13 protein-coding genes and 1 pseudogene are annotated in these 19,226 nt (G+C 43.5%); 13 read left to right on the top strand and 1 reads right to left on the bottom strand.

Annotated features, from left to right (window positions below):
* From AC2VE5_RS18860 to AC2VE5_RS18800, 13 genes and pseudogenes are all read left to right on the top strand, one after another.
* Positions 1 to 118, top strand: a pseudogene (locus AC2VE5_RS18860) (IS1 family transposase); the annotation flags it as partial.
* Positions 115 to 795, top strand: a complete 681-nt coding sequence (locus tag AC2VE5_RS18855) for a hypothetical protein (protein WP_486889246.1) — start codon at positions 115 to 117, stop codon at positions 793 to 795. The pseudogene AC2VE5_RS18860 and the gene AC2VE5_RS18855, both read left to right, overlap by 4 nt.
* A 36-nt stretch (positions 796 to 831) precedes the next feature.
* Complete coding sequence (locus AC2VE5_RS18850; protein ID WP_486889243.1) at positions 832 to 1,203, top strand: hypothetical protein; 372 nt, start codon at positions 832 to 834, stop codon at positions 1,201 to 1,203.
* A 275-nt stretch (positions 1,204 to 1,478) separates the two neighbouring features.
* Positions 1,479 to 1,802, top strand: coding sequence for a hypothetical protein (locus AC2VE5_RS18845; protein ID WP_486889242.1), 324 nt, complete (start codon positions 1,479 to 1,481; stop codon positions 1,800 to 1,802).
* 62 nt (positions 1,803 to 1,864) lie between these two features.
* Entirely contained in the window at positions 1,865 to 3,991 is a 2,127-nt protein-coding gene (locus AC2VE5_RS18840) for a pentapeptide repeat-containing protein (RefSeq protein WP_486889241.1), read from the top strand.
* Between the two features lie 316 nt (positions 3,992 to 4,307).
* Entirely contained in the window at positions 4,308 to 8,090 is a 3,783-nt protein-coding gene (locus AC2VE5_RS18835) for an EAL domain-containing protein (RefSeq protein WP_486889240.1), read from the top strand.
* 81 nt (positions 8,091 to 8,171) lie between these two features.
* Positions 8,172 to 8,909 carry a phosphoribosylaminoimidazolesuccinocarboxamide synthase gene (purC, locus tag AC2VE5_RS18830; protein ID WP_486889239.1) on the top strand — a complete coding sequence of 246 codons (738 nt, stop codon included), beginning with the start codon at positions 8,172 to 8,174 and terminating at the stop codon, positions 8,907 to 8,909.
* 129 nt (positions 8,910 to 9,038) lie between these two features.
* Complete coding sequence (locus AC2VE5_RS18825) at positions 9,039 to 11,390, top strand: BamA/TamA family outer membrane protein (RefSeq protein WP_486889238.1); 2,352 nt, start codon at positions 9,039 to 9,041, stop codon at positions 11,388 to 11,390.
* Positions 11,390 to 12,295 carry a UDP-3-O-acyl-N-acetylglucosamine deacetylase gene (gene lpxC / locus AC2VE5_RS18820; RefSeq protein WP_486889237.1) on the top strand — a complete coding sequence of 302 codons (906 nt, stop codon included), beginning with the start codon at positions 11,390 to 11,392 and terminating at the stop codon, positions 12,293 to 12,295. Before AC2VE5_RS18825 ends, lpxC begins: the two co-directional genes overlap by 1 nt.
* A gap of 99 nt (positions 12,296 to 12,394) precedes the next feature.
* Entirely contained in the window at positions 12,395 to 12,907 is a 513-nt protein-coding gene (fabZ, locus tag AC2VE5_RS18815; RefSeq protein ID WP_486889236.1) for a 3-hydroxyacyl-ACP dehydratase FabZ, read from the top strand.
* 117 nt (positions 12,908 to 13,024) lie between these two features.
* Positions 13,025 to 13,843 carry an acyl-ACP--UDP-N-acetylglucosamine O-acyltransferase gene (lpxA, locus tag AC2VE5_RS18810; RefSeq protein WP_486889235.1) on the top strand — a complete coding sequence of 273 codons (819 nt, stop codon included), beginning with the start codon at positions 13,025 to 13,027 and terminating at the stop codon, positions 13,841 to 13,843.
* A gap of 50 nt (positions 13,844 to 13,893) precedes the next feature.
* Positions 13,894 to 15,063: a lipid-A-disaccharide synthase gene (gene lpxB, locus AC2VE5_RS18805; RefSeq protein ID WP_486889245.1), complete on the top strand. Its 1,170-nt coding sequence runs from the start codon at positions 13,894 to 13,896 to the stop codon at positions 15,061 to 15,063.
* Positions 15,063 to 16,325: a DNA cytosine methyltransferase gene (locus AC2VE5_RS18800; protein WP_486889244.1), complete on the top strand. Its 1,263-nt coding sequence runs from the start codon at positions 15,063 to 15,065 to the stop codon at positions 16,323 to 16,325. Before lpxB ends, AC2VE5_RS18800 begins: the two co-directional genes overlap by 1 nt.
* On the opposite strand, the gene leuS is transcribed toward AC2VE5_RS18800, so the two are convergent.
* On the bottom strand, positions 16,322 to 18,880 hold the full coding sequence (gene leuS, locus AC2VE5_RS18795) for a leucine--tRNA ligase (protein ID WP_486889234.1): 2,559 nt from the start codon (positions 18,878 to 18,880) through the stop codon (positions 16,322 to 16,324). The two genes, AC2VE5_RS18800 and leuS, sit on opposite strands and share 4 nt — an antisense overlap.
* Between the last annotated feature and the right edge of the window lie 346 nt (positions 18,881 to 19,226).

The following is a 19,226-nucleotide window of genomic DNA, read 5'->3' as shown; positions in this document are numbered from 1 at the left end:
TTACTTCAATTGGATTTGGCAGCATAGTCGGTTCAAGTCCACTGCCGCACAACGAGCAGGATTAACCTCTCGACCATGGACTTGGAATGATATCGTGACCTATCCCACAATAATCTGACGCACTACCGAGAAATTTGGGTTTCAAGTCCCGGAATCGGTAAAGGTTACTGGAATCTTCAAGAGGAGACAGAATACACCTTTCAAGCTTACTTACAAGACAATCCGCAATTAGGCTTCTTTTGGCGTACTGGTGACTTAGGCTTTTTAGCTGATGGCGAACTATTTATTACTGGTCGTCTCAATGATGTTCTGGTATTTTGGGGATTTAACTACTACCGTCAACATATCGAGCAAACTGTAGAGCAATGTCACCCAGCTTTGAAGCCTAATTGCGGTGCAGCTTTCTCCATAGAAGTAGACGGAGAAGAAAAGCTAGTTATTGTGCAAGAATTAGAACGCAATTATCGCCATATATTAGCGGAGGATCTAATTGAAACTATCCGGTGGGCAATATTCGACCAACATTTAATTGCTATTTTTGCGATCGCGCTTTTAAAACCTGGTAGCATACCCAAAACCTCTAGCGGTAAAATTCAACGCCGTACCTGCAAGCAAAAGCATCTTGACGGTAGTTTAGATATCCTCAGCCAGTGGCGCTCTTTGCAAAAACAGCCGAGCAATTTAACTTCGTTAATCAATCGATACTTGAATCCCCTCACCCACGCTAAAAGGTATTTGACCTTCACTAGAGGAAGCTTGCGACGGTGGTTGTTTTTAATACATCACAGCTATTAGTTATCCTAGAGATAACGCAATTAAAAGCTTTTAAACATGAGTCTTAAATCTTTCGATCTCAATATTTCTAATATAGGGCGGTGGGTCGCTGTCGTGGGAATTGTTTGGCTAATTGGTGCGCTTGGTCTAGGCTGGCTAGTCAATGGGTTCTTAATTTTAATTGGGTTACTGATCTTAGTACCCGTTTTGGGCTTTTTTGGCTTCCGCTTTTGGCTGCAAAGTAACCTAATTCAAGGTGATTGTCCTGTCTGTCATTACGAATTTACAGGCTTAAATAAAACTCAGCTACAGTGTCCCAATTGTTCGGAACCCTTGCAGGTAATCCAAGGTAAGTTTAATCGTTTAACTCCAGCAGGAACTATTGACGTGCAAGCTGTCGAAGTATCTAGTCCATCGCGGGATGACTAAAACTAGATTGAGGAGAGAAAAATTCCTTTAATTATCGAGTTTTTCTTTTTCTAAGCTTAATATTTCTATATGATAAATTAAAAAATAAATTATATAATCGTTCAGCGCTTAACTAAGTGTTAGATGCTAGAAATAGTATTTAGAAGCACAATGTCAAGCTGTTGGTTAGGATGCAACTTTGAAATTTGAAAATTCGCTAAAATTTCCTAACCAAACAAGGTTTGCCGACTTATAATTTTTGACTAAAGCTCGTTACCATCTAGCGCTAACCAATAATGAATACCGAAGAAGGCGAACAAGACTTAAAGCGTCGTTTGCAAGAGTTAGAAGTTTCTCTACCAAATAATACCTACCCGGTAAAAACCCAAACACCCACCAGCAAAGAGCCAGTGGCAGGAAACTTAAACAAATTAGTAAATTTGTTTAAGTCTCTCCCTAATACAGGAAAGCTAATTGCAGTCGGCGTTGGGATAATAGTTGGATTTGCTGTACTCAAAAGCCTATTAAACTTAGTGGCGGCACTGTTTAGCCTAGCGCTTTTGGGGCTTGTGGTGTACTTTATGTATCAGTTTTTAGTAGCTCGTAGTTCGCAGAAATAACAAAGGAATAGAGCCACAGGCGTTGGGTACGGGGATCGAAAATTTATATTAAGGATATTGAGATGGCTAATCCAAGTGTGAGGAGAGGGGGCGATCGCAATTATAAGCAAGCAAGGCTACAACCACTACCTTTAGTGACTAGACGTTTTGCCGCTTGGGCGATCGAAATATCAATAATTGCCACCAGCGCTATAGTTCCCTACAGCGTAGGAATGTACGCCAAAACCCACTTATTGGAGCAAGTACCCCTAAACCCAGTACTAGCAGCAACCCAAAACGTAGTTACCCGTACCTTTGCTTTACCGCCAAATAAAGCTGCCAACGAAGTTCCACCCCTAACTAACTTACTATGGTCTGCGGCTCTCATTTCCCCAATGTTGTTAGGTAGCTGGCAAATATATTTACTCGCCAAAACAGGCAGCACTTTACCCAAACGCTGGCTAGGCATCCGAGTAGTTACTCCTGCTGGAAAGCCACCAGGTTTAGCAAAAATTTTCCTCCGCGAAGGTGTAGCAACTTGGGGATTACCGCTATCGGTTGCTTACTTGTTGTGGCGTGGAAGCGGTCTATTTCCCGATCCTGGGATGTTTGTCGCCTTAGCTGGCGCTATGGTGCTAGTAGAAGGCATGAGCGCCCGATTTGACCGCCAGCGTCGCTCGTTTCACGACTTACTATCAGGAACTTATGTAGTTAATGCTAGTCGCATCTATACCCCCAACACTGGGCGCTTAGGAGAAGCCAACGGACAGGCGATCGTCTGGGAGAAATCTACCTACAGTTGGAAAAAACCCGCCCCTCATGTTGCTGACGCGGCGATTATCTTAACGAAGAAAAAGCGACAGCAGCGCGACCTATGGATTTGGATGCGTCGTCATCCCAGATTTGCCTTAACTGTGGTTGCAAGCTGTAGTCTAGGTACGGTAGTTGGAACTTTAATCGCTACTCAACTTTACGTCCGTACCCAAATAGATCGAGGACAAATTTCTGAGTACAATAGCGAACAATTATTAGCAGCAACTAAACAACTAAATGCGACCGAGGCAAACACCTTAGCATCGCGGACTGAAGCAATTTTAAATTTGGGGACGGTAAGTAATCCTCAAGCAAAGCAATTGTTAGTTAATTTATTAGCTCAGTCGCCTAACTCCGAACTAACTAAGACAATTCAACAGGCTTTGGTTACAAGCGGTACAGGGGCATTACCACCATTGCAACGCTTGAACTTGTCTGTGGCTAATGATCGCGAAACGGCTAACAGCCAACAACTCCAAGCCACCCAAAATGCGATCGCCCAAATTCTTTCTATTTATAGTGGCAAACTGACGGCGGTAGAACTTAGCCGTGTCAACTTAGCGCAAAATTCTAGTTTTAGCTTAGTGCTTAACCAAATAGATTTAGCAGGAATTGACCTGACTGGCGCAAATCTCGAACGAGCTAGTCTAGCTGATAGCCAATGGCAAAACCTAGGCAATGACGGTATAGCAAATACGTTTGACGATGCGATTTCTACCCTCAACGATGCTCAACTGAAATTTGTCAATCTTACTGGCGCTGATCTTAGCCGCGTTTCTATGCAGCGCGTTAATTTGTTTCAGGCTCTACTCAACCGAGCTAATCTCGCTCATACAAACCTCTCTAGTGCTAATCTCAGTAGCGCTCAAATGGTAGAAGCAAATTTGCAGCAAGCTCTATTAACCGCCGCCAGTCTTACCGGGGCAGATTTGGGATCGGCGAATTTAGCCAAAGCGGATCTTGCTTCTGCTCGTCTTAGCCGAGTTAGTGCGTTAAAAACTAACTTACAAAGTGCCAACTTGAGCGCCACAGATTGGCAAGGGGCGGACTTATCAGGAGCAGACTTGAGCAAGGCTAATCTTAGCAATGCCAACTTAAGCTACACTCGGCTACAAAATGCTAATTTGCATAAAGCCCAACTACAAAATGTTAGCTTGCGAAATGCCGATCTTATTCAAGCCGATTTGCGCGAAGCTGACTTGACCGGGGCTGATTTAGCTGGGGCAATTTTTGCTCACCCCAAATCTGATCAAACTGACGGATTTATTCAAGCACCTGTGGAACAACCGCAGTCTGCACTGCTTAAAGGTGTGGATTTCACCAATGTAAAAAACTTAGACCCTGCTCAACTTGCGGATATTTGCCTCCAGGGTGGCACTCATCCCCGTTGCCCATAATTGGTGCTACAAGGAAAGGGGAAGTTATGTTTCCTTTTTTAATGCCAAGCAGCAGGCGATCGCTTTTTTTGAGAATTAGTCGTAAGTGGCATTTTCAACAGTCACTTATTGCTGTCTTTAGTTAAAATTATTAAGCCTTAAGAAACTAGCTTAACAAACATATTTATATTTTCAGTGCTTAGGTTGCTGCTTTTAGAAAAGTGAGCCAAAATCGAGAATAGATTTGGCTTACTTTTTTAGTTCAATGGAATTGTGCAGCTTTTTTTAAATAACAAATGGCTTTCCCAGGTTATAAAAGCACAAATCTAAGTTAAAGATGAAAATACAACAAAAATTACTTCTTAGCTTCCTTCTGCCTTCCCTCATTGCAGTGGCAATTGTGTGGTTTTCTGTTGGCAGCAACTTAAGTATTCTTAACAATCTTGCTCAAGTCAATCAAAGCTCTATTAAAGAAGCTATGGCTTTAATGCAAATAAAATTGGCAGGGGAAGCAATTCAAAATTATGCAAGTGACCTATTTATTGAGCAAAGTAACTCTAGTTTAGAACAAGCTCGTTTGCAATCGACATCGCAAATTCGGACAAACATTAAAATAGAATTAAATAATCTCAAAACTAACTTAAACGAGCTTAAAACAGCCAATAAACAAAGTATTTATATCAGAGAGCAAATTTTATTTAGGCAAAGTAAGCAAAAGGAATTATCAACTACAGACGAAATTGATAAACACCTATCCAATTACAGCCAGATTGTTGGCAAATACTTGTACTTAATTGATTCAGATACCAAAAAAGCAAAAACTTTTTTAAATGAATCTTTAAAACCTTATTTTATTACAGTTGTAGTACCCTCAATTGAGCAAGCCTACTCCGTCGCCCAAGCAGAATTAATTCAAGAGACTAAAAATATTGAACGCGATATTGCACGAGACAATATAGTAAGTATTGCTTTAGCTGGACTGATTTTTACAACCAGCCTTATTTTAAGTTTATTTTTATCTCGTGCTATTTCTCAACCAATACTCAAGCTAAAAAAAGCCGCAATAAATACCGCTAAAGGAAACTGGAATACGAAGGTAAAGTTAAAAAATAAAGATGAATTTGGCAGCTTAGCCGAAGCTTTCAATCAAATAAACGAGACTTTAAATGCGACAACAGTCTCTAAAGCTTACGTTAATGAAATCCTTGAGACTATGGTAAATAGCTTGGTGGTTTTAGACAACAATAAAAAAATTGTAAAAGTTAATCAAGCAACGCTGAATTACTTAGATTACAAAGAAGATGAGCTAATTGCCGAACCTTTTACAAAAATATTTACTCAAGTAAAAATAATCAGTAACTTTGATAAAGAAGTAATTAAAAATCTAGAGACAACTTATTTAAAAAAAAATGGCGAACAAATACCTGTAACGTTCTCAAGTTCGTTGATGAGAAACGAATTAGGTGAAGTTCAAGGGATAGTTTGTATAGCTGAAGATAGCAGAACTCGCCAAAAAGCTGAGGAGGAAAAAAACTTACTATCTACAGCAATTTCTCATGCCGCCGAAGCCATAGAAATTACTGATACAGAAGCAAGATTCATATATGTCAACCCTGCTTTTGAGACAATTACTGGTTACAAGCGCGCCGAAGTCATCGGTAAAACTTCGGCAGCTTTACTTAGAAGCGAAAAACACGATCCAGCTTTTTATCGAGAAATAGCAAATACCTTGAACCAAGGTCGAGTATGGAGTGGAAACTACATAGGCAAACGTCGCAACGGCACGTTTTATCATCAAGAAGTAACTATTTCGCCAGTATTTAATTTAGCTGGATTGATTACCCATCATGTCGCTGTCAAGCGAGACATTACAGAACGAAAAAAAGCTGAAGAAAGGCTCGAAAAGATCAACCAGTGCTTTTTGAGTTTTAAAACAGAGTCGATTGCTAATATTAATCAGCTTACCGCTTTATGTGGAGAACTATTAGGAGCAAGCTGCGCTTTATATAATCGCTTAGATGCAGGAATATTATACGCCGTAGGACAGTGGCAAACTCCCCCAAATTACAATGCAGTAAATAATCCTGACGGGCGCATTTGTTACGACGTAATTAAAAATAGTAGCGATGAAGTATTTATTGTTAACAATTTACTAGATACAAAATATGCCCAAAGCGAACCTAATGTACAGAAATACAAGTTGCAAACCTACATTGGTCAAGTAGTCAAATGTGAAGGCATTGCCATCGGTGCAGTCTGCTCCCTTTACAGAAAAAACTTTGTTCCCACTCATGCCGATCGCAAAATATTAGGAATTATTGCCGCCGCCATTGGTGTAGAAGAAGAACGAAGAATAACTCAACAAGCCCTGCAAGCAAGCGAAGAAAGATATGCCTTGGCTGCTCAAGGCGCTAATGATGGGTTATGGGATTGGAACTTATTAACTGGGGAAATATATTTTTCGCCTCGCTGGCAAGCAATGTTGGGCTTAACCAATGGCGAAATCGGCAACAATAAAGAAGATTGGTTTAGCCGCGTCCATCCCGATGATATAAAGCAACTAATTAGCGCGATCGCATTTCATCTTGACGGCAAGTCGCCCTACTTAGAAAATGAGTACCGCATTCAACACCAAAACGGACAACAGCGCTGGATGTTAGTACGAGGATTAGCCGTTAGCAATGCCCAAGGCAAGCCTTACAGGTTGGCAGGTTCTCAAACCGATATCACCCAAAAGAAAGCCGCCGAAGCCCAATTGCGGTACGAATCTTATCGCGATAGCTTAACGGGATTGGCGAACCGCCGCTTATTTATGGAGCGCTTAGAATACGCGCTCGCCTATGCTGTCCAGCACCAAGATTATTTATTTGCCGTACTATTTTTAGATCTAGATCGTTTTAAAGCAATCAACGATAGCTTGGGCCATGATGTAGGCGATCGCTTTTTGGTAGAAGTTGCCCGCATTTTGGAGTCTTGCGTGCGTCCTGAAGACACTGTAGCCCGTTTGGATGGCGACGAATTTACTATTCTACTTGACAACATCAAAGGCATAGACAACGCCACTCAAATTGCCCAACGCATTCAAAATCATTTTGCCTCACCCTTTAATATCAATGGCAATGAAGTATTTAGTGCTATTAGTATGGGCATTGTTTTAAGTAATACTGGTTACAAGCAAGCTGAAGATATTTTACGCGATGCAGATATGACAATGTATGGCGTAAAAACTCATAGAAATGGCGAAGAATGCTATCGAATTTTTGATCGCTCTTTGCACTCTAAAGTAATGTCGATGTTGCAGTTGGAAAGCGATCTGCGCGGAGCGATCGGACGGGAAGAATTTGTTTTATGCTATCAGCCAATTGTCTCGCTCAAAAACTTTCGCATTAGTGGCTTTGAAGCTTTGATCCGTTGGTATCACCCAGATCGCGGGTTAATTTCTCCTGTCCAATTTATTCCGATGGCAGAAGAAACAGGCTTAATTAATGCTATTGGTTATTGGACGCTGCGCGAAGCTTGCCGCCAGTTAAAAATGTGGCAAGAGCAATTTCCTGGGAAACCATCTTTAGCCATCAGTGTTAATTTATCTACCAAACAGTTTGCTCAGGCAGATTTGATCGACCAAATTGAAAAAGTTTTACAAATAACGGGATTAGAAAGCCGCTTTTTGAAACTAGAAATTACCGAAAGCGTATTAATAGAAAATGCCGAACACGTCACCGCTATACTCGTAAAAATGCAACAATTGGGCGTGCGGCTGTCTTTAGATGACTTTGGCACAGGCTACTCGTCTTTGAGTTATATGCACAGCTTCCCGATTGATACATTAAAAATTGACCGCTCCTTTGTTACGGATGTTGATAAGGAGTTGGGTAAAATAGAAATTATCCGTACAGTGGTTGGCCTGGCTTGGAATTTGGGCATGGATACGGTAGCTGAAGGCGTTGAAACTAAAACTCAGATGTATCAACTCAAGGCACTAAAATGCAATTATGCTCAAGGCTACTATTTTGCTAGACCCTTAGATGCCTGTGCTGCCGAAGCCTTGATTGCTGCCGAACGAGAGTACTTTAGCAACACCGCAAAAGGTGATGGACTAGAATTTTGGATGACAAAATAAGTAGAATTACTTTGGCTGCAAACGACAGGTAGAATAGTTAAGCCTGCTTTTTGTAGGCTTATTGCCATCATCTAAACTGCCATGTCCCGCACATTACTCTACGAAGGCAAAGCGAAAATTATTTACGCTACCGAAGATCCAGAAATTGTTGTTGCTGACTTTAAAGACGATGCTACTGCTTTTAATGCTCTTAAACGCGGCAGTATTAGCGGTAAAGGTAATATCAATTGCCAGATATCTCAAATATTATTTCAATATTTGGAGCAGTGCGGTATTGCTACACACTTGATAGATTGCCCAAGTTTGAATCAAATGCGGGTGCGAAAAGTAAAGATTTTGCCTCTTGAAGTAGTTGTCAGGAACATTGCGGCGGGTAGTCTGTGTCAACAAACAGGATTACCGTTAGGAACAGTTTTGCCTCAACCATTGGTGGAGTTCTACTACAAAAATGATGCTTTGGAAGATCCTTTATTGACACGTGATCGCCTATTATTACTAAAACTCGCAACCCAGAGCCAAATTGACCAATTGCAACAGCAAGCTTTAAAGTGCAATCGGTACTTGGGCGAATTTTTCTCAAACTGTAACTTGACTTTAGTAGACTTCAAGCTAGAGTTTGGCATAGATAGCCAAGGACAACTGCTTTTAGCTGATGAAATTAGCCCCGATACTTGCCGTCTTTGGGATAAAAAAGAATCCGATCCCCAAAATAGAGTCATGGATAAAGACCGCTTCCGTCAAGATTTAGGTAAAGTAGAAAACGCTTATCAACAAGTCCTAGAAAGGGTTTTAGCCCAGTCTAGTTTTAGTAATAATTAGGAGAAAAAATCAAAAATTTTTGTTTGTTTAAGTTTGATAACTTAGGAGCAAAAAAAATTGCGATCGCTCCTTAGCGTTTCTTGTAGCTCTAATTTATGGTGTGTGGACGTGTTAAATAATTTCAATAAAATGCCAATAACTTCTTATCGCTGGGTGCTAAAGCGCCCGTTAAATGCTGTATGGTTAGTCCTGGCGATTTCAGCTAGTTCGCTTTCTAGCCCAGAAATTGCGATTTCCAAGCCTACCGCGACGGAAAAAACGCTACCGCCATCGGCGCTAGTAGTTCAAGACCTAAAGGGCGAAAATTTAAATAGTAAAACAATTCCCAGTAATAGCGTAGTGGTAGAGACGATCGCGTCTAAGCAAGAAATTGCGCAAATTACACCTACTACCCCTTCAACTACTCCCAATCAGTCAACCACAGATACGGATACGCCTGTAAATCCGCCCGTACCCATAATACCCGCTCCAGGGACGGAGGGAGTACCACGGCAAGAAACGCCAAATCAACTAGAGTTTGATATTACTCCAGGCGATCGCCCTCCGACAATTGAAAACAATGTTCCCGCGCCCAACCCGCAAGCACCAGGCAACCAAGCCCCCGCACCTACTCCCGCGCCCAGCCCGCAAGCCCCTGCCCCAGATAACGCAACTCCAGAAGCAGACTCCCAATCCAACCCGGAAGTGTTAGTCGGAGAAGTGGTAGTACAAGGACAAGAGGGACAACTAACCCCAGAATTAGAAAACGAAGTATATCAGGCAATTAGAACCCAACCAGGACGTACCGCGACGCGATCGCAATTGCAAGAAGACATCAACGCCATTTTTGCTACCGGATTTTTTGCTAACGTCCGCGCCGAACCTGAAGATACACCTTTGGGCGTGCGAGTTACTTTTATTGTCCAACCCAATCCGGTTTTGCGGGCGGTACAAGTGCAAGCAAATGCTGGCACAAATGTGCCATCGGTATTACCAGAAAAAATAGTAAATGACATATTTAAGGAACAATACGGCAGCATTTTGAATTTGCGCCGCTTTCAAGAAGGGATCAAACAATTAAATAAATGGTATCAAGACAACGGCTACGTCCTAGCCCAGGTCAATGAAGCGCCAGAAGTAGCCGCCGATGGAACCGTCACGTTGGTAGTGGCAGAAGGAGTAATTGAAGATATTCAAGTTAGCTTCCGCAATAAAGACGGAGAGGCTACTGATGAGGAAGGAAGACCGATTAGAGGGCGCACTCGCGAATTTATTGTTACTCGCGAACTAGAACTAAAGCCCGGACAAGTTTTTAACCGCACTACTGTCCAAAGAGATTTACAAAGAGTGTTTGGACTGGGTTTATTTGAAGACGTGAATGTGTCTCTCAACCCCGGTCAAGACCCTCGTAAGGTAGTTGTAGTTGTAAACGTTGATGAAAGAAATACCGGATCTATAGGCGCAGGGGCGGGTTTTAGTTCATCAAGCGGCTTATTTGGGAGTTTGAGCTATCAAGAGCAAAACCTAGGGGGGAATAATCAAGACTTAGGGGCGGAGTTTCAAATTGGTCAGCGCGAACTATTATTTGATGTGCGCTTTACCGATCCTTGGATCGCTGGAGATCCTTATCGGACATCTTATACCGTTAATGCTTTTAGACGGCGTACAACGTCGCTAATTTTTGATGGTGGCGAAACAGAAATTAATTTACCCAATGGTGATAGCCCCCGCATCCTCCGATTGGGCGGCGGCGTAAACTTTACCCGTCCTTTGTCCAGAAACCCCCTCCAAAAGTCAGAATGGACAGCCTCTGCGGGATTGGAATACCAACGAGTATCGATCCGCGATCGCGATGGTGATATTAGTCCTGAAGATGAATTAGGCAACGATCTAAGTTTTAGTGGCGACGGCACAGATGACCTACTAACCTTGCAAGTAGGAGCAGTACGCGATCGCCGTAATGATGTTATCCGACCGACCAGCGGCTCTTTAGCCCGGTTTGGCGTTGAACAATCTATACCTATAGGTTCAGGTAATATTTTGCTAAATCGAGTGCGGGGTAGCTATAGTCAATACTTCCCAGTTAGCTTAATTAACTTCAGTGACGGACCGCAAACTCTAGCTTTCAATATTCAAGGGGGTACGGTACTTGGAGATTTGCCACCTTATGAAGCATTCTTATTAGGGGGCACTAACTCAGTACGAGGCTACGATGAAGGCGACTTAGGTAGCGGACGGAGTTTTGTCCAGGCTACCGCCGAATACCGCTTCCCGGTATTCTCAATTGTTGGGGGCGCTTTATTTTTTGATGTTGGTACGGACTTTGGTACAGGTAGCGAAGTCCCTGGAGATCCAGCCGGAGTGCGGGGCAAATCCGGCAGTGGCTTTGGCTACGGATTGGGGGTAAGAGTCCAATCACCTTTAGGTCCAATTCGGATTGATTACGGTTTCACCAACGAAGGCGATAGCCGCTTGCATTTTGGCATAGGAGAAAGATTCTAATGAGCGCCCAGGTGCATACCGGACAAGTACATAGAAATACGCTAGCGGCTCAAATCAGCTTGTCGGGAGTAGGGTTACATAGCGGTGTAGCAACAACGGTGCGGGTTTTGCCCGCTCCCGGACAGGGGCGTTACTTTGTGCGGGTAGATCTGCCCCAAATGCCTAGAGTTTCTGCTGAAATTGCCGCCGTAACTAACACAGTTTTGTCCACTCAATTAGGTGCAGGAGAAGCTTGCGTCCGCACGGTAGAACATCTACTAGCGGCTTTAGCAGGGATGGGAGTCGATGATGCCCGGATTGAAATAGACGGAGCGGAAGTGCCTTTACTAGAAGGTTCTGCCCAGAGATGGGTAGAAGAAATCGCCGCCGTGGGACTTGTAGAATCTTCGCCAGCGAGATCGCCCCAAATCCCACTGCTAAAGCCAATTTGGGTGCGTCACCAAGATGCCTTTGTCGCCGCCTTGCCAGCCCCAGCAACACGCTTTACCTATGGAATTGATTTTGACGACGTGCCAGCGATTGGCAATCAGTGGCATAGCTGGTCTGTAGGGCAGCTAGGACATTCTTTTGCTCAAGAAATTGCTCCGGCACGGACTTTTGGTTTAGCCCACCAAATTGAGGCATTACAGCAACAAGGTTTAATTAAGGGCGGCAGCTTGGATAATGCTTTAGTTTGCGATCGCCATCTTGGTTGGCTAAATCCGCCTTTGCGTTTTGCAAATGAGCCAGTACGTCATAAAATTTTAGACTTAGTGGGAGATTTGAGCTTAGTAAAAAATTTGCCTGTAGCTCATTTTTTGGCATACAAAGCCAGCCATAATCTACATATTCAACTTGCCGAGCTATTAGAACAAAGGATAAAAAACGACGATCGAGACGCTGAATATTCTACTCCCATAGCTTGAGCTATTTCATCATTAAAAAAGTTGCCTAGCTCCCTATTGCTCCGAAAACCCCCACTCCAGCTAAAATAACACTTCTAGTCCTGCTTGCCCTTGACTCCTATGAAAACAGCCTTAACTAACCTAAGTTCGATAGAAGAATCAGCAAGTCATCTTGTTGAGGAGCCAACAACCACCGCAAAAACAGTCTTTACTGTTGAAGAAATCCAAAAGCTGCTACCCCACCGTTACCCTTTTGCTCTTGTAGATCGAATTATTGAATATGTACCGGGAAAACGTGCCGTTGGCATCAAAAATGTCACCTTCAACGAGCCGCATTTTCAAGGGCATTTTCCTGGAAGACCAATGATGCCAGGAGTTTTAATCGTTGAAGCAATGGCGCAAGTGGGCGGGATAGTGCTAACTCAATTGCCAGAATTAGAAGGTGGGCTATTTTTGTTTGCAGGGATCGATAAAGTCCGGTTTCGCCGCCCCGTTGTCCCAGGCGATCGCTTAATCATGACTGTGGAACTGTTGTGTGTCAAACGCCGTCGTTTCGGTAAAATGCAAGCTCGTACTGTTGTCGATGGGCAGCTAGTTAGTGAAGGAGAATTGATGTTCTCTCTGGTTGATTAGATGCCGTTACCCGTAGGTAGAAACAATTATTAACAGCGTTTGCCTAAATAGACGTACTTGAAGAATCTGCACCCACACAACAACAACAACCCTCTGCTTTCCGTTGGAGCCCTATCTTTGAAGACCCTAATTCATCCTACTTCTGTAATTCATCCCGGCGCAGAACTGCACCCAACCGTGCAGGTTGGACCTTACGCGGTAATTGGCAAACAAGTTAAAGTTGGTGCAGAAACTATCATCGGCGCTCATGTAGTCCTGGAAGGTCCTACAAAAATAGGAATAGGAAATCAAATTTTTCCTGGAGCCACAATTGGGTTAGAACCTCAAGACCTTAAGTATGATGGAGCTTTAAGTTGGGTAAAAATTGGCAACTATAACCGCATCCGCGAGTACGTGACAATTAACCGCGCCACGGGAGAAGGAGAAGCAACGGTAATTGGCGATCGCAATTTACTCATGGCTTACACTCACGTAGCTCACAATTGCGCGATCGCAGATTCTGTCGTTATTGCCAACAGCGTCGCCCTCGCAGGTCACGTACAAATTGAGTCAAAAGCTACAATTGGCGGGGTTTTGGGCATTCACCAATTTGTCCACATTGGCAAATTGGCGATGGTTGGTGGCATGAGCCGCATTGACCGCGACGTACCGCCGTATATGTTAGTAGAAGGTAGTCCGGCAAGAGTCCGCAGCCTCAATCTTGTCGGTCTCAAACGCGCGGGAATATCAGAAATAGATCGAGGTGCAGTTTTTCAAACTTTAAAAAAAGCTTTCCGCAGTCTCTACCGCTCGAATTTAACTGTTAGTGCAGCGCTAGAACAATTAGAACTATTACCAGACAACGAATATATCCAGCACCTGCGCCAATTTTTACAATTATCGCAAATGGAAGGGCGGCGCGGTTCCATACCCGGTCGGAGTCCGCGTAAAAATTGATGCAAGAATTAATGTCTCCTTTGGCTTCTAACTCAAGTCAGCACCCAAAGGTGAGAATTTTTATTAGTACCGGGGAGGTATCCGGTGACTTACAAGGTGCGTTGTTAATTACCGCCCTCCAGCGTCAAGCAATTAAATCTGGGCTAGAACTAGAAATTGTCGCTTTAGGTGGCGCTAAAATGGCGGCGGCAGGAGCAATTTTACTAGGCAATACTAGCGGTATTGGTTCTATGGGGCTACTAGAAGCAATGCCATTTATTTTGCCTACTCTCCAGTTACAAAAACAAGCGATCGCCTCTTTAAAGGCAAACCCACCCGATTTGGTCGTCCTGATTGACTACATGAGTCCGAACATGAAAATCGGCAGCTATATCCATTCCTCTTTGCCGCAAGTGCCAGTAGTTTATTATATCGCTCCCCAAGTGTGGGTTTGGTCGGTGACGGGGCGGGCGACTAGGCGAATTATTGAAATTAGTAATAAGCTCCTAGCAATTTTTCCTGAAGAAGCGCGTTACTTTGAAAAACGGGGCGCAAAAGTTAGCTGGGTAGGGCATCCTTTAGTCGATCGAATGCAAAATGCTCCTAGTCGGGAAGTTGCTCGAAAATTACTCAATATTGCCCCAGAAACTACTGCGATCGCACTTATTCCGGCTTCTCGTCGTCAAGAATTAAAATATCTGCTGCCAGCAATGTTTGAAGCGGCAAAGCAGCTACAATCTCAGTTACCCAATGTGCAGTTTTTAGTTCCTCTAGCTTTAGAAATTTATCGCCAACCGATTGAAAAAGCGATCGCGGATTACGGCTTGCAAGCTACTATCGTCTGCGGGCAAACTACTGAAGCTATTTCTGCCGCCGATTTAGCCATAACTAAGTCCGGGACGGTAAATTTAGAAATTGCTTTACTCAACGTGCCGCAAGTAGTAATTTACCGCGTTAGCCGCCTAACGATTACGATCGCGCGATTATTTAAGTTTTCAATTCCCTTTATGTCGCCGCCCAATTTGGTAGAAATGAAGCTCATTGTGCCAGAATTACTCCAAGAACAAGCCACGCCCAAAAATATTGTTCAAATAGCTTTAGAATTATTGCTTAATCCTATTCGTCGCCAAGAAACTCTAGACGGATATCAGCAAATGCGATTATCTTTAGGAGAAGTGGGAGTATGCGATCGCGCTGCTGCCGAAATTTTCCAATTACTTGAGGCAAGAGGTGAGCAGTAATCAACAAGGGAGACAGCCTTGCACCTTTAAGTAAACGTCCTGTTGCCATAGACTTATTTGCAGGGGTGGGCGGCTTTTCTCTGGGGATAGAGCAAGCAGGGTTTAATGTCTTAGTAGCAGTAGAAAGCGATCCGGTTCATGCTTGCGCGTATAAGTTCAATTTTCCCCTCACTGAAGTAATCTGCGGAGATGTTGCTAAATTAACCGCCGATACCATTAGACAAGCAGCTTTAAAAAGTTGGTTTGCTCACTATTGCCATGCAGCGCCGTGGGACGGACAAATTGATTTAGTCTTTGGCGGACCTCCTTGTCAGGGGTTCTCGATTATGGGCAAACGCTTGCTAAATGACGATCGCAATCACCTAGTATTAGAATTTTGCCGTCTAGTAATTGAGCTAAATTCCCGCTACTTTGTGATGGAAAATGTGCCAGGAATGGCAACAGGAAAACATAAAACTTGGTTAAGCAAGCTCAAACATAAGTTTCAGCTTCATGGTTATCATGGCAGGGCGCAAATTTTAAATGCCGCAGATTTTGGCGTACCCCAAAGACGCAAAAGACTGTTTTTTTGTGGCGCACAAGCAGGAATTAGGGTTTATTTTCCCAAACCTCTAAACAGGGACTTAGTTAAAGTTGTCGATGCGATCGCGGACTTGCCCGATTTGGACAGTTTTCCCGAACTTAGAACCACCGATGAAGTGCTGTTAAGTGCCGAGCAATTAGCCCAAGCCGAGCAAAAAATTAGCTTTTATGCGAGAAATTTACGCGAAGAATCTAATCATTTTGCTTATCCGCGCTTCTGGAACCCGCAATTATTAACAAGTTCCATGCAAACCCAACACAATGAAACGTCCATTGCCCGTTTTGCTGCAACTAGCGCCAATCAAAGAGAACCAATTAGTCATTTACGCCGATTAGACCTAAATGGACTATGCCATACCTTACGCGCTGGTACAGGTAGCGATCGCGGTAGCTATACGTCGCCGCGCCCAATTCACCCAATTTTACCTAGAGTAATTTCTGTTCGGGAGGCGGCGCGGCTGCATTCTTTTCCTGACTGGTTTCGCCTACATCAAACTAAATGGCATGGATTTAGACAAGTAGGCAATTCTGTCCCTCCACTATTGGCACAAGCTATTGGGAGAAAAATTATTACTTCTTTAGGCACAACACCCGTTGTACCGCAAAGCGTAATAGCTTTAGGAGATCCGCAACTATTACGCTTTGAAGCTTGCCAAGCAAGGAAATACTGGTTAGGTTAAATTACAAAATTGACCAATTTTCCCGGAACAACAATTACTTTTTTAACTTCCTTACCTTCAAGATGACGTATAGCGGCTTCCGACTCGCGGGCATAATTTTCTAGTGCTTGCTTGTCAGCTTGAGCGGGAACTTGGATTGTACCTCTAGTTTTACCCATAATTTGAATTACTAAGGTAATTTCATCGGCGACTAAAGCATCAGGATCGTAGGTACGCCAAGTTTGCTGGTGAATGGAACCCGTTTTACCACTCAAATGCCACAATTCTTCGGCAATATGGGGCGCAAAAGGTGCAAGTAGCTGCATTAGCGTCTCAATTCCTTCTGCGTATACGGGGGAATCAGAGCATTCGGAGTCGGAAATCGCATTACTTAGTTTCATCAACTCCGAAACTGCGGTATTTAGATGGTATTCGCCTTCTAAGTCTTCGGTAACTTCCTTAATGGCGCGATGAATTGCTCGGCGTAGCTCTTTTTCGGGCGAACTTAAATTAGTAGTTTGATTCCGTACTTTTGCCTCATCAAATTCTGTCACCAACCGCCAAATCCGATTTAAGAAGCGAAACTGTCCTTCTACATCCGCCTTATCCCATTCCAAGTCTTTTTCAGGCGGCGCTTTAAATAAAATAAACATCCGGGCTGTATCTACCCCATACTCGGCAATTACATCTTCTGGGGCTACGCCGTTGTACTTCGACTTAGACATTTTCTCGTAGAAAACTTCTAGCGCTTCCCCGCTTTCTGGATCTTTTGGAGCTTGTTCATTTACCTGAGCCGAGGGAATATATTTATTGGTGACGGGGTTTTTGTAGGTGACAGCTTGTACCATGCCTTGAGTGAGCAAGCTTTGGAAAGGTTCGTCAAAATTGATTAATTTGCGATCGCGCAATACTTTAGTAAAAAACCGCGAATACAATAAGTGTAAAATTGCGTGTTCAATTCCGCCTACATACTGATCTACAGGCATCCAATCGTTAGTTTTTGCACTATCAAAAACTGCTTCTTCGTTTTTGGCATCGGGAAAGCGCAAGAAGTACCACGAAGAATCAATAAAAGTATCCATTGTGTCGGTTTCTCGCACGCTAGGCTTACCGCAAGTCGGACAAGGTACGTTTACCCAACTTTCTAATTGTGCCAAGGGAGACGAGCCGCGCCCAGTAAAAGCTACATCATCTGGTAACCTGACAGGCAAATCTTGCTCTGGTACAGGGACAGTGCCACAACTAGAACAGTAAATAATTGGAATTGGTGCGCCCCAGTAGCGCTGCCTTGATATCAACCAATCTCGCAAGCGATATTGTACCCGTGCTTTACCGTAGCCTTTTTGTTCGGCATACTGGACGATCGCATTTTTAGCTTTTGTCGAGTCCATCCCTTCAAAAGCACCAGAATTAACTACTATCCCCGGTTCTGTATATGCCGCTTTTACAGAAGTTTTAGACGATGTTTTTACTGTCCCTGGTGGCACAATTACGGTTTGAATTGGTAATTGTTTTTCTTTGGCAAACTTAAAATCTCTTAAATCGTGGGCTGGTACGCCCATTACTGCCCCTGTACCATACTCGTACAACACGTAATCGGCTATCCAAATTGGTATTTCCGATCCCGTAAAAGGATTAACCGCTACACCACCCGTAGGAATACCACGCTTGGGTTTATCTTCCGCCGTGCGTTCTAGTTCACTTTGACTTGAAACTTCTTGAATAAACGCTTCTACCGCTTCTTTTTGCTCTGGCGTAGTCACACTAGCGGTCAAAGGGTGTTCGGGAGCCAAAACAACGTAAGTTACGCCATAAACGGTATCGGGACGAGTGGTAAAAACGCCAATTTTTTCTTCTAAGCCGACAATCGGAAACTCTAAGTAAGCGCCAACCGATTTACCAATCCAATTTGCCTGCATGATTTTAACTCGCTCCGGCCATCCGGTCAGCTTGTCTAAGTCATTTAGCAGTTGTTCGGCATAGTCGGTAATTTTTAGAAACCACTGCCGCAATAGTTTACGCTCAACTATAGCGCCACTGCGCCACGACTTTCCGGCACTATCTACTTGCTCGTTGGCGAGTACAGTTTGATCTATTGGGTCCCAATTGACGGCGGCTTCTTTTTGGTAAGCAAGTCCTGCTTGAAAAAACTGCAAGAAAATCCACTGCGTCCACTTGTAATACTCTGGCGCACAAGTTGCGATTTCTTTTTCCCAGTCAATAGACAAGCCTAGGCGTTGCAACTGAGTCCGCATTTGAGCAATATTTTGATAAGTCCATTTAGCTGGAGGAATACCCCGCTCAATTGCGGCATTTTCAGCAGGTAAGCCAAAAGCATCCCAACCCATTGGGTGCAGTACGCAATAGCCTTGCATCCGCTTGAGCCTAGCAATTACATCTGTAATTACATAGTTACGGACATGACCCATATGCAAACTTCCCGATGGATAGGGAAACATAGAGAGCGCGTAAAATTTTGGCTTACTTTCATCTGTAGAGGTTCGGTCTAAGCCAAGATCTGCCCAACTTTTTTGCCACTTTTCCTCTACGGCTGCGGGGATATAACGGGACTCCACAAACAAACTCCTGCCTTGTTGCGATCGCAATTGTGTTCCGTTATTGTGGCACAATCTCGGATTGCCCTGATGTGCAATCGCTAGATATCTAATAAAACCTCAAACACCTTGGTTATTTAATTTTGTTAAAAGTTTTTGTTTACGGCACTTTGAAGCCCGGAGAAAGAAATTATCAGTCCTATTGCGCTCAAGCGTTAGTAGCAGTACAAGAAGTCATCGCTTACAGGAGCAGTGGGAGGTTTGAAAGCCTACGCCTGCTTCAGCCGTGGGATGAAAAACGACCCAGCACCTTTAGGTGCTTTTCTGGTTTTGGATATACCGCTCAATAGTTTGACTTGATACATTG

Source organism: Aliterella sp. E5.1 (assembly GCF_057473825.1).
This window is presented reverse-complemented; position numbering and strand designations above follow the sequence as displayed.